The 13,929-nt window shown below is 65.6% G+C and carries 12 protein-coding genes; 5 read left to right on the top strand and 7 right to left on the bottom strand.

Annotated elements, in window-relative coordinates:
* Positions 1–78 precede the first annotated feature (78 nt).
* Both ACQR1H_RS29850 and ACQR1H_RS29855 read left to right on the top strand, forming a co-directional pair.
* Entirely contained in the window at positions 79–837 is a 759-nt protein-coding gene (locus tag ACQR1H_RS29850; RefSeq protein ID WP_316181817.1) for a VWA domain-containing protein, read from the top strand.
* Between the two features lie 105 nt (positions 838–942).
* Positions 943–1,659, top strand: coding sequence for a DnaJ domain-containing protein (locus ACQR1H_RS29855; protein ID WP_316237485.1), 717 nt, complete (start codon positions 943–945; stop codon positions 1,657–1,659).
* A 231-nt stretch (positions 1,660–1,890) separates the two neighbouring features.
* Here the strand turns inward: ACQR1H_RS29855 and ACQR1H_RS29860 are convergent, their stop codons facing one another.
* Positions 1,891–3,630 (bottom strand): serine hydrolase, encoded by a 1,740-nt coding sequence (locus tag ACQR1H_RS29860; RefSeq protein WP_434908607.1) that lies wholly within the window; start codon positions 3,628–3,630, stop codon positions 1,891–1,893.
* Positions 3,631–4,059: 429 nt separating this feature from the next.
* Between ACQR1H_RS29860 and ACQR1H_RS29865 the strand changes: the two genes are divergently transcribed.
* Positions 4,060–4,401: a phasin family protein gene (locus tag ACQR1H_RS29865; protein ID WP_315718372.1), complete on the top strand. Its 342-nt coding sequence runs from the start codon at positions 4,060–4,062 to the stop codon at positions 4,399–4,401.
* 92 nt (positions 4,402–4,493) lie between these two features.
* Here ACQR1H_RS29865 and ACQR1H_RS29870 read toward each other — a convergent pair whose 3' ends face one another.
* Positions 4,494–6,269 carry a TadE/TadG family type IV pilus assembly protein gene (locus ACQR1H_RS29870; protein WP_315804136.1) on the bottom strand — a complete coding sequence of 592 codons (1,776 nt, stop codon included), beginning with the start codon at positions 6,267–6,269 and terminating at the stop codon, positions 4,494–4,496.
* Positions 6,270–6,756: 487 nt separating this feature from the next.
* Between ACQR1H_RS29870 and clpS the strand changes: the two genes are divergently transcribed.
* Together clpS and clpA are read left to right on the top strand one after the other, a co-directional pair.
* Positions 6,757–7,089: an ATP-dependent Clp protease adapter ClpS gene (gene clpS / locus ACQR1H_RS29875; protein ID WP_008960690.1), complete on the top strand. Its 333-nt coding sequence runs from the start codon at positions 6,757–6,759 to the stop codon at positions 7,087–7,089.
* 422 nt (positions 7,090–7,511) lie between these two features.
* Positions 7,512–9,899 (top strand): ATP-dependent Clp protease ATP-binding subunit ClpA, encoded by a 2,388-nt coding sequence (gene clpA / locus ACQR1H_RS29880; RefSeq protein WP_315804135.1) that lies wholly within the window; start codon positions 7,512–7,514, stop codon positions 9,897–9,899.
* A gap of 86 nt (positions 9,900–9,985) precedes the next feature.
* Here clpA and ACQR1H_RS29885 read toward each other — a convergent pair whose 3' ends face one another.
* From ACQR1H_RS29885 to ACQR1H_RS29905, 5 genes are all read right to left on the bottom strand, one after another.
* Entirely contained in the window at positions 9,986–10,747 is a 762-nt protein-coding gene (locus ACQR1H_RS29885) for a sulfite exporter TauE/SafE family protein (protein ID WP_316218264.1), read from the bottom strand.
* Between the two features lie 8 nt (positions 10,748–10,755).
* A complete protein-coding gene (locus ACQR1H_RS29890; RefSeq protein WP_316181822.1) occupies positions 10,756–12,180 on the bottom strand; it encodes an MFS transporter in 1,425 nt (474 codons plus the stop codon).
* A 99-nt stretch (positions 12,181–12,279) separates the two neighbouring features.
* Positions 12,280–12,618 carry a c-type cytochrome gene (locus tag ACQR1H_RS29895; protein WP_315804133.1) on the bottom strand — a complete coding sequence of 113 codons (339 nt, stop codon included), beginning with the start codon at positions 12,616–12,618 and terminating at the stop codon, positions 12,280–12,282.
* A 25-nt stretch (positions 12,619–12,643) separates the two neighbouring features.
* Positions 12,644–12,805 carry a hypothetical protein gene (locus ACQR1H_RS29900; RefSeq protein ID WP_315804132.1) on the bottom strand — a complete coding sequence of 54 codons (162 nt, stop codon included), beginning with the start codon at positions 12,803–12,805 and terminating at the stop codon, positions 12,644–12,646.
* 65 nt (positions 12,806–12,870) lie between these two features.
* On the bottom strand, positions 12,871–13,827 hold the full coding sequence (locus ACQR1H_RS29905; RefSeq protein ID WP_315804131.1) for a helix-turn-helix domain-containing protein: 957 nt from the start codon (positions 13,825–13,827) through the stop codon (positions 12,871–12,873).
* Positions 13,828–13,929: the final 102 nt, after the last annotated feature.

Raw genomic sequence — 13,929 nt, forward strand, 5'->3', positions numbered from 1 at the left:
ATCCGGCAGATGTCACTGCCGTCATTGAAGCTGTCCATCCGCCTGCCCACATGATGCGCGTCCGAGCAAGGTGCGTGCATGGTCGATCATCGTTCGAAGCCCGGTTCTGCCCCGATCACCTCGCCCGACGATGGCTCGCGTCAGCAGCGCTTGCCGGACAATGAGCATTCCACGGCAGACGCGATTGCGGCATTCGTCGCGCAGGCCAAGGCCATGGCTCCCGCGGCTCTGGGGACCAGAGGCCGCCTCGTCTTCGCGCTCGATGCGACCCTGAGCCGCCAGCCGACCTGGGACATGGCCTGCGCCCTGCAGGCCGACATGTTTCGCGAGGCCGCAGCCCTCGGCAGCCTCGATATCCGGCTGGTGTACTACAGGGGCTTCAACGAATGTCGCGCCACGGGCTGGATCTCCGACAGCGCTGAGCTCGCCCGGCTGATGGGCAAGATCGATTGCCGCGGCGGCAAGACCCAGATCGGCAAGGTTCTTGCCGAGGCGCGGCGCCATGCGACAGCGTCCGGAATCCGCGCCGTCGTGTTCGTTGGCGACGCGATGGAGGAGAATGTCGACGAGCTCTGTGCGAAGGCCGGCGAGCTCGGGCTGTTGAAGGTCCCGCTGTTCATGTTCCAGGAGGGCCATGAGCCCGCGGCCGAGCAGGCGTTTCGCGAGATGGCGCGGCTCTCGGGAGGAGCGTGGTGCAGGTTCGATCCGGGCGCCTCCGCGCAGTTGCGCGAGCTCCTGCGCGCCGCCGCGGCCTACGCTGCGGGCGGTCGCGCGGCGCTGCTCCGGCTCGCCGGCTCCGAAGCGGGCGCGGCACGCCTGATCGGGCAGATGAAGTAGAGATCGATTTCGGCCACCGCCAACATCAAGCGCACCGGCTCGAGCCTGCCGGTCGGGGACGCAGCCGATCATGCTTTTTGTGCCGACACGCTCTATATTCGGCCCATGACACTGATCGCTGGCGCCGTCGCCGTCATCACCCTTTATCTGTTGCTGCAGATGTTCCGGAACGCCAATCCGGCGGCGCTGGCGCGCGCGATCAAGGTTGCCGGCGGCATCGGCTGCCTTGCGGTGGCAGCTTTCACCGGCCTTCGCGGCGAGCTGGTGGTGGCGATCCCGATCGGGTTGTTCGGGGCGGGGCTGCTCGGCTGGTCACCCGGCGGGCTCGGCAATCTCGGCAGCATGTTCGGGCTGGGTGGGCAGCGCTCGTCCGGTCAGAGCTCGCGGGTGCGCTCGCAGTTCATCGAGATGGTGCTCGATCACGACAGTGGCCAGATGCTGGGCCGCTTCGTCGCCGGCATCCATGCCGGCCGGTCGCTCGACGAGTTCGATCTGCCGCAGCTCGCGGCGATGGCACCGAGCCTCGATGCCGACAGCGTCGCTCTACTTGAAACTTATCTGGACCGCCGGTTTCCCACTTGGCGTCAGCACGCGCAAGGCGATGCGGCAGGGCGGCAGCGCCGCGCGGCGTCGAGCTCCAAAATGACGGAAGAGGAGGCCTATCAGATCCTTGGCCTGCAGCCGGGCGCGGGGCGAGACGAGATCGGGCGTGCCCACCGTGCGCTCATGAAGAAACTGCATCCCGACCAAGGGGGGTCGACGTATCTCGCCGCCCGGGTGAACGAGGCCAAGGATACTCTGCTTCGTACGCATCACGGCTAACTCCGGCAACGCCACCAACGCCACAGATCGAAACTGCTTCCATCACAGCCATGTCGACATCAGCGGCTCCCGGCTCTGTCAGGCGCGATCGTGCGACATGGTGAAAAAGTTCTAGCGGCAATTCCTTGACGAGTGGTTTGCGCGAGCGCGTTCGCGGCGGTGTCGCACGCGCGCAAAGAAAAAGGCCCGCGCGTGTGTCGCGCGGGCCTCATATGTCGTGATGTCGGTGCGTTAGTTGTGCACGGTCATGCAGGAGATGTCGGCGCGCTTCAGCTTCTTGCAGACGGCCTCGGCCTGATCACGATCGAGGCCGGCGAAGCGGGCGCGGATGAGGGTCTTGTCGCCCTTCGCGACCGTCTCGGTGAAGGGATCGGCCTTGCTGAGGAGACCTTGTGCCGAGCTGCGGGCCGCCTCGATCCGCTTCTGGGCCTCGGCCTCGTTGTCCAGCGCTCCGACCTGAATGATCCAGCCGCTCCGCGTGACGGACGACTTGCTCGGGAGCTCCGGCGCAGCGCTCGCGGAGGCGATCTGCGTCGGCTGGGCCGGAGGCGCGGCATAGGCCATGGCCTGCGACGAGCCTGCCGGCAGGCTGGAGGCGGGCAGCACGCCGAGAATGCCGTTGCCGGTGCCATGGCCCGGCGGCTGCGGCGGCATCTCGGGGCGGGCGGCTTCGGCGCGCACCATCGGCGGCGCCGGCTCGATCGCTTCGATGCGCTGTGCAATCGGGGCAGGCGGTGGCGCCACCGGCTGCGGGGCCGCCGTGGCGAGCTTGACCGCGCCGGCCTTGACCTGAACGGTCCTGACCTTGACGGGCTTCATCGGCTCGGTCGAACCGGGAACGATCGACATCGGCTGGGTCTGGATCACACCCGATGTCATCGGCGCGGGCTCGACCTTCGCTTCCTTCGGTGCCGCCGGCGGCAGGGCCGCGGTGGCTTCCGACAGGGTCGAGATCAGCTTGGCGGCGCGGCTCGGGGCCGGGGCCTCTGGCGCCGCCGAGGCGAGCTGGACCGTGCCCCGGTCGTCGCCGGCATCGGAGCCGCTGCGCTCGCCGATCGCCGCGACGGTGCGCTTGGTCGCGCCCTTCTCGAGGTTCTCGGCGAGCAAATTGCGCATGATCGCGTCGCGCGAACCGCCGCTGCGGCCGCCCAACACGACGCCGATCAGATGGCGGTTGCCGCGGCGCAGCGAGGTCACGAGATTGAATCCGGACGCGCGCGTGTACCCGGTCTTGATGCCGTCGACGCCCTCGACGCTGCCGAGCAGGTGATTGTGGTTGCGGATCGACTGGCCGCGATAATTGAAGACCTCGGTCGAAAAGTAGCGATAGTAGCGCGGGAAGCGGTCCTGGATGGCGCGGCCGAGGATCGACTGGTCGCGTGCCGTCGTGATCTGCTCGTCGGCGGGCAGGCCCGAGGCGTTGACATAAGTGGTGCGGCTCATGCCGAGCGAGCGCGCCTTGCGCGTCATCATCTTGGCGAAATCATCCTCGTCGCCGCCGATCGCCTCGGCAATGACCACCGCAGCGTCGTTGGCCGAGCGCGTCACCAGGCCCTTGATCGCGTCCTCGACGCGGATGGTCTGGCCGGGGCGCAGGCCGAGCTTGGTCGGCGACTGCTCGGAGGCGTGCTCGGACACCGGCATCTCGGTGTCGAGCTTCATCTTGCCCGACTCCAGGCGCTCGAACAGCAGATAGAGAGTCATGATCTTGGTGAGCGACGCGGGATGCCGCAATGCGTCCGGGTTGGTCGCGGTCAGGGTCGCGCCCGAATTGCCGTCGACGATGATCGAGGCGAAGGCCGGGCTGTAGCTGCCTTCGTCGGTATGGGGCGAGTGACGCGCGTGGTGGTGCCGATGACGCCGGCGCGCTTCTGCGCTGTCGACCGTGACCACTGCTGCCGTCGCGAGGGTGATCAGTCCGTAGACGCCAACTCGCAACAGGCGCGAGGAAGCCATTTTTTTGCGAAGCATGAAATCCCCGTCCAATTTCTGACGTGATCACCGGCTCGTAAGGCGAAATTGTGCCGAACGCCCCTTTGACCGTGCCTGTCGGACCTCCCGATCGTGCCGTGACGCTGCCTAGCATCGAAGGGCCCGAACTGAGGTTTTGTTAAGACGCTGTTTTAGAACAGCTTTACGGTTCGGCCGACGCTGGCCGGGACCACCGGAGAGGTTAGGACGGTCGAGTTGCCAAAGGATTAAAGAAACCTTGCGGCGATGGCCGGTATTTCTGCCGAACTGACCCGGGTTGGAGCGCCTAACGGTGGATCGGGCAGCAATGCCCATGATGGTGCATTGCACAAAATTCTTGATTGATTTTGTGCGCTGCACTATATTGTGATCGCGTCAGGGAGCCGGGGCTTCCCTGAGGGCGCTCAAAGTCAGGGAAAGGAATGCCACATGTTTAAGGTTGAAGACTTTCAGAACTACGGCAAAGAGCAGTTCGAGACCGTCGTGAACTCCGCGACGACCGTGCAGAACGGCCTCCAAGCCATCGCAACCGCCTATGGCGACTACACCAAGAAGTCGTTCGAGGACACCAAGTCGTTCGTCGAGAAGCTCCAGGGCGTGAAGTCGCTCGACAAGGTGCTCGAGGTGCAGACCGAGTTCGCCAAGTCGGCCTACGAGACCTTCGTCGCCGATTCGCAGAAGATCGCCGGGCTGTATTCGGATCTCGCCAAGCAGGCGTTCAAGCCGCTGGAAGGCATCGCCGCCAAGTTCACCCCGCCGGCCGCGCACTGACCGTTCGCGCCCGCAGGGAGCACAAAGCCCGGCTTGCGCCGGGCTTTTTTGTTGGCTGAAGGCAGAGCGCTGTCGGGGGCCCGGCGCTTCTGCTATTTGGCGACCCGCAGCTTCGACAATGCGGTGCCGATCGAGTTGAACGTGGTCACGATCTGGCTCGAACTCGTCAGCATGTAGAATTTGTCGGGACTGCTGGCGCAGTTCTGCAGCACGGTCGAGGTCGGGTCGGCGGGCGAGCTCGTGTTCACCTGGATCGTGTAGATCGTGTACATCGCGTTGCCCTTCGAATCCTTGGTGTTCTTCAGGTTCGAGCAGAGCAGGGCCTGGCGCGCGTCGATCGGGTTGCCCGAGGCTTGCGACGAGCCGTTGCCGTATTCGGGCCAGCGGTCCTCGGTGTTCAGGCCGTCCGACAGCAGGATGATGACGCGATTATAGGTGGTGTTGACGTCCTCCGCCGGCGCGCCCAGCACGCCGTTCGGAATCAGCGACTGCACGGCCCAGGCAAGTCCGATCGCCTGGTTGGTGCCGCCGGTCGGCTGCATGGCGTTGACGGCGCTCTTCAGCGAGCTCCAGCTGTAGCTGAGCGGCACGATCTCCGCGAGTTTCGTCGAGGCCGTGCTGCTGCAGTACTGGATGTTGTTCTCCATGTGCTGGTTGGCCGGGAACAGCGTCGTCACGTCGGAGGTCGCCGGCGACACGGCATTCGCGTCGTTCGGCTGGGTGCGGTCGGCGACGCATCCGGTCCAGGTGCTCTTGGTGTTGGCGACCCAGGTGTGGGTGAAGGTGTTGACCTTGCACACCGTGCTGGATCCGCTTCCCGTGCAGCTGCACGTGTTGTTCGGAAGATTGCTGCCGCTGGTCGGGCAGCTGCAATAGCTGCCGGTGCACCAGTTCACCCGCGTGCTGGTCTGAACGCTGTTCCAGCAGCCATTGTAGTAGCTGTGCGAGGCTGAATCATAGCCCGGGCAGACGTAGCCGGTGTAGCTCCCGCTCGACGGAATCCTCGAGGCGCTCGAACTCCCGGTCGCCGGGTCGCTGGTGCAGGAGAAGTAGGGAAAGCCGTTGCCGGACTTGAACGGACAGGAGGATCCCGGTCCCACCATGTCCCATTGCGATTGCGTGTAGCTGCCGTTCGGGATTGCGGCCTGATAGGAACCATTGGCAGGCTGGATCGTGGGCGGATTCTGCCAGTCGGTCCAGTCGATCCAGTCCTTGGCGTAATTGCTGGCGCCGACGTTGACGACCTTGGCGAATGGAACGACCGAGATGTAGACGTCGCCCGGGGTCTTGGCCAGCGCGCTGAGCTGGTCGATCAGCCCGCCGCTGCCGGCCACGGCGTTCTGCAGCGCGGACATCTTGCCGCTGGACGCCATCGAGCCGGTATTGTCGAGCGCGAGCGCCACTCGCATCTTCACGTCGCCCCAGGTCGATGTCGTTTTGACGCCGAAGTCCATGGTCGGAAAGCCGGCAATCCTCATGAACTGGGTGACGATCTGGCCGGAGGCCGACAATTGGATGTTGGAGGCCGACGTTGTGGTCGAGGCGGTATAGCTGGCCGTCACGGTGACGTTCTGCGCGTCCGTGCTGGTGTAGAGCGCCTTGAAATAGGCGCTTGCCTTGGTTCCGATGTCGGTTGCGCTGATGGTGCCCTGCGCCAGGTCGCGCGACAGCATCAGCGAGGTGGCGTCGAGCGCAGCCTGCATCGACGACCGCGCGGCGTTCAGCCGGCTGTAGTCGACGCCTGCGCCGACGAAGGCCAGGATGGGGACGAGCGAGATGGCGAATAGCATGGAGATGTTGCCACCGCGGTCGCAGGCGAACCGTCGGACGGCGCGGCGGCAGAAACGAATGAAGGAGACATCGGTCATGTCGCTCACCAATTATGGTTTTCTGCAGGTGTTTTCGGTTCAGCTTCGTCAAGGCCGGGTAAATCGAAACCGCGAAACACCGGGCCAATGCCCGCAGCCTGGCGCCGCGCCCGCAACCGAGCTGGTTCCCTGTCAATGCCCGCTGAATGGGCTTTGTAAAATGCGACCGGTTTGATTAACCTTGCGCCTCATCGCCGGGGCAGGGAATCGGTCCTGCCGGAGCGTCGGTCCGTCCTGGGCCTGCGCTTGCGGCAAACCGGTCGCTGACCCATATTCCTGGTGTCGGTCCGACCGGACCGGTCGGCTGGGACAGGCGATCTGGAAAGCAGGACCGGGTGGCGGAAAGCGGCCCGGCAGGGGACAGGTCGGGGCGTCCCTTATGAGAGCAACCCTCCGAGGGAAACTCTTTATTGGGAGCCTCGCAGCCATATCTAACGCGTGCAAGATGTCGCAGCCAACTTCCAGATTGAACCGATCCGCGCCCAGGATGAGCAATAACGACAACAAGTCCGGTGGCACCGGTGGCCCGGTCACGTCCGTGATCACCAAGGTCAAGCCGAAGACCAAGCGCCCCAACCTCTACCGCGTCCTGATCCTGAACGACGATTACACGCCGATGGAATTCGTCGTTCACGTCCTGGAGAAGTTCTTCAACAAGGACGTCGAGGCCGCGACCAAGATCATGCTCCACGTGCACCATCACGGCATCGGGGAGTGCGGCGTCTTCACCTACGAGATCGCCGAGACCAAGGTGACGCAGGTGATGGACTTCGCCCGCAAGCACCAGCATCCGTTGCAGTGTGTGATGGAGAAGAAATAGCCGGCTCCCTGCGCGAAGAGAGCCGCCGACGCGCGCGTCTGCGAGCCAGGGGGGCGGGGGCTCCGGCTGCTCGGGCGGCTGCCCGACTGATCGCCGCGAATCGGCGTCGGACGAAGGATCCTCGAAGGCCGCAGATTGCTGCAGACGAGGTCAGCGCGATCCGGCAGGTTTCACGTTTCGCCCGAAGAATTACGGCCGCTCCGGTCCTTATCTCTTCCCGCTCGGCGGCCTGCGCCGTTCGGTTGGCGCAAGCCCGATTTGCCGCAATGGGAACGGGTTTTGCATTGACGATCCGGTGAACCCGTAATCGAGCGGCTCGGCCGGTCTTTTGTCGCACTCGGTTATAACTATATTTGACGAAGGTTGTTGTTGCCTGACCGGGCGGCGGCGATCATGATGGCAAGGGGCCACAGAGGACGCGCATGCCGACTTTTTCTCAAAGCCTTGAACAATCCCTGCATCGTGCGCTGGCGATCGCCAACGAGCGTCATCATCAATACGCGACACTGGAACATCTCCTTCTGTCCTTGATCGATGACAGCGATGCCGCGGCCGTGATGCGCGCATGCAGCGTCGACCTCGACAAGCTGCGCGGCAGTCTCGTGAACTACCTCGAAACCGAGTTCGAAAATCTGGTCACCGACGGCAGCGACGACGCCAAGCCGACCGCAGGTTTCCAGCGTGTGATCCAGCGCGCCGTGATTCACGTTCAGTCGTCGGGCCGCGAAGAGGTCACCGGCGCCAACGTGCTGATCGCGATCTTCGCCGAGCGTGAGAGCCACGCCGCGTACTTCCTGCAGGAGCAGGACATGACGCGTTACGATGCCGTGAACTACATCAGCCACGGCATCGCCAAGCGTCCTGGTGTCTCCGAAGCGCGCCCGGTTCGTGGCGTCGACGAGGAGACCGAAGCCAAGGGCAACGAGGACTCCAAGAAAAAGGGCGAGGCGCTGGAAACCTATTGCGTCAATCTCAACAAGAAGGCGCGTGACGGCAAGATCGATCCGGTGATCGGCCGCAACTCCGAGATCAACCGCGCCATCCAGGTGCTGTGCCGGCGCCAGAAGAACAACCCGCTGTTCGTCGGCGAAGCCGGCGTCGGCAAGACGGCGATCGCCGAGGGCCTCGCCAAGCGCATCGTCGACAGCGAAGTTCCCGAGGTGCTGTCGGCCGCGACCGTGTTCTCGCTCGACATGGGCACCTTGCTCGCGGGCACGCGCTATCGCGGCGACTTCGAGGAGCGCCTGAAGCAGGTGCTGAAGGAGCTCGAGGCGCATCCGAACGCGATCCTGTTCATCGACGAGATCCACACCGTGATCGGTGCCGGTGCGACGTCGGGCGGCGCGATGGATGCGTCCAACCTGCTCAAGCCGGCGCTGGCCTCGGGCTCGATCCGCTGCATGGGCTCGACGACCTACAAGGAATATCGCCAGCATTTCGAGAAGGACCGTGCGCTGGTGCGCCGGTTCCAGAAGATCGACGTCAACGAGCCGTCGGTCGAGGATGCGATCGCGATCCTGAAGGGGCTGAAGCCGTACTTCGAGGACTATCACCGGCTGAAATACACCAACGAGGCCATCGAGGCCGCCGTGCAGCTGTCGTCGCGCTACATCCATGACCGCAAGCTGCCGGACAAGGCGATCGACGTGATCGACGAATCTGGTGCGGCGCAGATGCTGCTGGCCGAGAACAAGCGCAAGAAGACGATCGGCATCAAGGAGATCGAGACCACGATCGCCACGATGGCGCGGATCCCGCCGAAGAGCGTGTCGAAGGACGACGCCGAGGTGCTCAAGCATCTCGAGCAGACCCTCAAGCGCGTGGTGTTCGGCCAGGACAAGGCGATCGACTCGCTTTCGGCCTCGATCAAGCTGGCGCGGGCCGGCCTGCGCGAGCCGGAGAAGCCGATCGGCTGCTACCTGTTCTCGGGCCCGACCGGCGTCGGCAAGACCGAGGTCGCCAAGCAGCTCGCCTCGACCCTCGGCGTCGAGCTGCTGCGCTTCGACATGTCGGAGTACATGGAGCGGCACACGGTGTCGCGCCTGATCGGCGCGCCTCCCGGCTATGTCGGCTTCGACCAGGGCGGCCTCCTGACCGACGGCGTCGACCAGCATCCGCATTGCGTGGTGCTGCTGGACGAGATCGAGAAGGCGCATCCGGATCTTTACAATGTTCTGCTGCAGATCATGGATCACGGCCGGCTCACCGACCACAACGGCAAGCAGGTCAACTTCCGCAACGTGATCCTGATCATGACCACGAATGCAGGCGCGGCCGACATGGCCAAGCAGGCGTTCGGCTTCCATCGCTCGAAGCGGGAAGGTGACGATCACGAGGCGATCAACCGGCAGTTCGCGCCGGAATTCCGCAACCGGCTCGACTCCATCGTCTCGTTCGCGCACCTCAACGTCGAGGTGATCGGAATGGTCGTCGAGAAGTTCGTGCTGCAGCTCGAGGCCCAGCTCGCCGATCGCGACGTCACGATCGAGCTGTCGGAGCCGGCGAAGAGCTGGCTGATCCAGCACGGCTATGACGAGCAGATGGGCGCGCGCCCGATGGGCCGCGTGATCCAGGAGCACATCAAGAAGCCGCTGGCTGATGAGGTGCTGTTCGGCAAGCTGAAGGGCGGCGGCCACGTCCGCGTCGTGCTCGTCAAGGACGAGTCCGGCGTCGAGGAGAAGATCGGCTTCGAGTTCGTCGAGGGCCCGGTCACGCCGAAGTCCGAAGTTCCGGCGGCGCGCAAGCGCAAGCCGAAATCCGGCGGCGGCTCGAAGGGGCCGGCTCCGAAGGGACCGCTGGTCAAGGCGTAAGCCTGACGCGACGAGATGAGTACGAAAGGCCGGCCGTCGCGCCGGCCTTTTTCGTTGACGGGAGGTGCTTTGATGCGACGTCCGGCTCAGGCCGGCTTGACGAAGAAATACACCGTCAGGCCGCAGCCGACGGCGATGATGAAGCGGCGCACATGGGCCGGCGGGATGATCTGGCTGAGCCGCGCGCCGACGAAGCCGCCGACCATGGCAGCGCCCATCATCGTCAGCGTCTCCAGCCAATGCACGCGGCCCGAGAACGCAAAGATGGCGGAGGCCGTCATATTCATGAGCGCGGCGAGCAGCACCTTCATGCCGTTCATGGCGCGGATGTCGCGCAGGCCATAGAACACCAGCGCGGCCAGCATCAGGATGCCGATGCCGCCGCCGAAATAGCCGCCATAGATCGCGATCACGAACTGCACCGCCTGGATGGTCCGCGGCCCGAACCAGCGCGCGCCATCCTTTGGCGTAAAGCGCATGCCGAATGCGAACACCATCGTGGCGAACAGCAACAGCCAGGGCACCAGCCGGCTGAAGGCGGCCGACGGTGTGACCAGGAGCAGCGCGGCGCCGAGCGTGCCGCCGAGCAGGCTGATGATCGACAGCCGCACGAGGTCGTGACGCCACGGCGCCTTTGCGTCGTTCAAGATCTCACGGGAGGCCCAGGCGCTGACGAACTGGCCGGGGCACAGCGCGACGGTGCTGGAGGCGTTGGCGTCGATGGCCGGGATGCCGGCCGCAAGCAGCGTCGGGAAGGTCAGGAACGCGCCGCCGCCGGCCAGCGCATTGACGATACCCGAGCCGAAGGCGGCGAGGGCGAGCAGGGCCAGCATCGTCCAGTCCGTCATCGCTGTCGCTACTCGCCCTTCAGCCGCTGGCCGTCCTGGACGCGGACGCGCTCGGCGCCGCGGGCGCCGGCCGGCGACAGCCTGAGCATGCTCAGGAATGCGCCGACCAGCGCGAAACCGACGCCGGTCAAGAGCGACAGCCGCGTGCCGTCGGTCGTGTCGATCGCCAGGAACATCGCGACGAGGGCTGCGCCCGTGGTCTGGCCGAGCAGCCGCGCCGTCCCGAGCATGCCGCTGGCGCCGCCCGCGCGCTCGCGCGGGGCGGCCGCGATCATCGTGCGGTTGTTGGGCGTCTGAAACAGCCCGAAGCCGCAGCCCGCCAGCGCCATGCGCCAGACGACGTCCCATGCCGACGGCTCGCGCGGCAGCAGGCCGAGCGCACCGAGCCCGCAGGCGAAGATCACCAATCCGATCCCACCAAGCAGGCCGGCCGGCACGCGCTCGACCAGCCGGCCCGCCAGTGGCGCGGTCAGGCCGACCGCGATCGGCCACGGCGTGATCAGGAGACCCATCTGCACCGGCGAATAGCCGAAATGGCTTTCGAGATAGAAGGGGATGGCGACGAAGGCGAGCATCTGGCCGCAGAACGACGAGATCGAGGTCGCAATCGACAGCGCGAACACCGGGATGCGCAAGAGGTCGAGCGGCAGCAGCGGCGAGGCCATGTGGGTCTGGCGCCAGACCAGCCACACGCCGGCCGTGATGGCGACGACGAACTCGATCGCGCAGGTCACCAGGGCCTCGCCATGGCCGAGGCTGTCCACGGCGGCGATCAGGAAGCCGAACGCGACCGCGCTCAGCGCCGCGCTCTGCCAGTCGAACATGTGCGGCGCGCGCGGCGTATGCGGCAGGAAGCGGAAGCCGAAGACGAAGGTGACGATGCCGAGCGGCACGTTGATCGCGAACAGCCACGGCCAGCTGCCCACGGCGAGAATGCCGGCGGCGATGGTCGGACCGACGGCGGCGGACACCGCGACCACCATCGCATTGATGCCGATGCCGCGGCCGAGCAGAGCGTGCGGATAGGTGAAACGCACCAGCGCCGAGTTGACGCTGAGGATGCCGGCGGCGCCAAAGCCCTGCAGGATGCGCGCGAGCGTCAGCAGCAGCAGGCTGTCGGCGAGCGCGCAGAAGGCGGAGGCCGCCGTGAACAGCACGAGGCCGGTGAGATAGACCCGCCGATAGCCGATGATCTCGCCAAGCGAGGCCAGCGGCAGCAGCGAGATCGTGACCGCGAGCTGGTAGCCGTTGACGATCCAGATGGAGAACGCCGGGCTGGCGTTCAGGTCGCGGGCGATCGTCGGCAGCGCCACATTGGCGATGGCGCCGTCGACCACGGCCAGCACGATGCCGAGCGCGATCGTCACGATCGCCCAGGTGCGCTGCGGCAGCGGCAGTCCGTCGGCGTGCAGACCTGGGGTCGTCGGCGTCATCATGCGGGCTCCGGCCGCTGCCGGGCCGCGGACAATGGACGGGAACGGGCAACACGGCGGTACATATCCCGTTCCACGCCGGCGGAGCGCGCCGACGCGTCACCGCCGTTTGGGGCGGACCTGAATCGCCTTGAGATAGTTGGCCGCGGCTTCCGCCTCGGGCCGGTCGAACTGGAAGCTCGGCATGTCCTTGTGAATGGTCGACAGGCCGGCCTGCAGCCGCTGGGCGAAATCCTCGTCGTAGAGCTTGCTGTCACCGAAGGTCCTGAACGGGGGCGCGTCGGGGTGCGGGCTGGCGCCCGTGAGACCTACGGCATGGCATCGGCTGCAAAGGCTTTGCAAGAGCGCTTTTCCACGCTTCTGCTCGCTGTCCAGCGCATGGCTTGGGCCTGTGAGCAGGCACGTCAAAGCCAACCCAAGCCCTGCTCGCATGATCATGTCACGTTCACCCGACTTATCCGGCCTACCAGCGGCCGGTGGCCTTTCCATAGGCGTAAAGCCCGATCAGGCCAATGCTCACGATCGTCGAGCCGATCAGGATGATCAGATCCCAACGGGGAGGATCGTCATCATCCCGGTTCAACGTCAGCAGGGTAAACAGAGCCTTCAAGGCAAAACGGCGCATCGCAGATCCGGCCCGGCCGACCAGCGCATGCGGCCAGCGCGTTGCAAGGGAGTTTCGAGGGGAGTTTAGCGCTTCAAGGTGCTGCGCCGCCACTCGCGTGGCGACAGGCCGAACTGCTCGCGGAACACGCGGCCGAAATGCGAGAGGTCATTGAAGCCCCAGGAAAAGGCGATCTCGCTGATCTGACGATGAGCCAGCATCGGCGAGCCGAGATCGCGCCGGCACTGCGTGAGCCGCTCGGCCAGCACGAAGCGCTGGAACGACGTCTCCTCGTCCGAGAACAGATCGTTGACGTAGCGCGCCGAGAGTCCGAGCTCGCGTGCGATCTCCGGCAGTGAGAGGTCGGCGTCGGACAGCCGGGTGCGGACGTGCGCCTTGATCCGATAGAGCAGCGCTGCGCGGTGGCTCGAGGCGGGCAGGGGCTGGGTGCACAGCCGCTCGGCCAGGGTCATGGCGAGCAGGTCGGCGGCCTGGTCCGCCAGCCGTTCGGCATGCTCGGGGCCGATGCGCTCGGCGCGCTCGCAGAGCCTGACGATGAAGTCGTGGGCGAGTGGCTGGAGCGGGCTGTCGGAGCCGAAGCTGATCGCCGTTACGGTCTCGGTCGGACCGATCCGGCGCTGCAGCATCTCGCGCGGGAGCTTGAACACGATCTGCTTGAACGCGGCGTCGAACTGCAGCTCATAGGGACGGGTCGTGTCGTAGATCGCGAACTCCCCGGGCCTGATCACGGTGTCGCGGCCATCCTGGACGACGCCGCCGATCCCCTCGCGCCCGAGCGCGACGAGGATGAAGTCGGCATCCGCCCGGGAGATCCGCTGCGAGGTCCGGTGCACGCGCTGCCGGTCCGAGGCGACCTCGGAGCACACGGCCCGTCCCAACGCGGTGTGGGTCACCGAGCCGCGAAACGCGCTGCCGAGATCGGAGGTGCAATCGAGCCCGACATAGACGTCGCAGACGATGTCCTGCCACAGCGCCAGCCGGCGGTGGCCCGGGCTTCCGTCGGTGGTGAACAGGATCGGCATCGCTCCGTCTCCTCCTGCACCTGTGCCGGTCTGATCTGTGGCAATGCAGCAAATTCCGGGCCGGCGAGATCTTCGTCCCGGCCGCAGTCGAATGCTCGTTCC

Origin of the sequence: Bradyrhizobium sp. HKCCYLRH2015 (assembly GCF_051168215.1) — a bacterium.
Classification (GTDB): domain Bacteria; phylum Pseudomonadota; class Alphaproteobacteria; order Rhizobiales; family Xanthobacteraceae; genus Bradyrhizobium.

Coding starts and splice junctions, on each gene's coding strand:
- ACQR1H_RS29850 (WP_316181817.1), top strand. CDS start 79: ATGGTCGATCATCGTTCGAAGCCCGGTTCTGCCCCGATCACCTCGCCC.
- ACQR1H_RS29855 (WP_316237485.1), top strand. CDS start 943: ATGACACTGATCGCTGGCGCCGTCGCCGTCATCACCCTTTATCTGTTG.
- ACQR1H_RS29860 (WP_434908607.1), bottom strand. CDS start 3,630: ATGCTTCGCAAAAAAATGGCTTCCTCGCGCCTGTTGCGAGTTGGCGTC.
- ACQR1H_RS29865 (WP_315718372.1), top strand. CDS start 4,060: ATGTTTAAGGTTGAAGACTTTCAGAACTACGGCAAAGAGCAGTTCGAG.
- ACQR1H_RS29870 (WP_315804136.1), bottom strand. CDS start 6,269: ATGACCGATGTCTCCTTCATTCGTTTCTGCCGCCGCGCCGTCCGACGG.
- clpS (WP_008960690.1), top strand. CDS start 6,757: ATGAGCAATAACGACAACAAGTCCGGTGGCACCGGTGGCCCGGTCACG.
- clpA (WP_315804135.1), top strand. CDS start 7,512: ATGCCGACTTTTTCTCAAAGCCTTGAACAATCCCTGCATCGTGCGCTG.
- ACQR1H_RS29885 (WP_316218264.1), bottom strand. CDS start 10,747: ATGACGGACTGGACGATGCTGGCCCTGCTCGCCCTCGCCGCCTTCGGC.
- ACQR1H_RS29890 (WP_316181822.1), bottom strand. CDS start 12,180: ATGACGCCGACGACCCCAGGTCTGCACGCCGACGGACTGCCGCTGCCG.
- ACQR1H_RS29895 (WP_315804133.1), bottom strand. CDS start 12,618: ATGATCATGCGAGCAGGGCTTGGGTTGGCTTTGACGTGCCTGCTCACA.
- ACQR1H_RS29900 (WP_315804132.1), bottom strand. CDS start 12,805: ATGCGCCGTTTTGCCTTGAAGGCTCTGTTTACCCTGCTGACGTTGAAC.
- ACQR1H_RS29905 (WP_315804131.1), bottom strand. CDS start 13,827: ATGCCGATCCTGTTCACCACCGACGGAAGCCCGGGCCACCGCCGGCTG.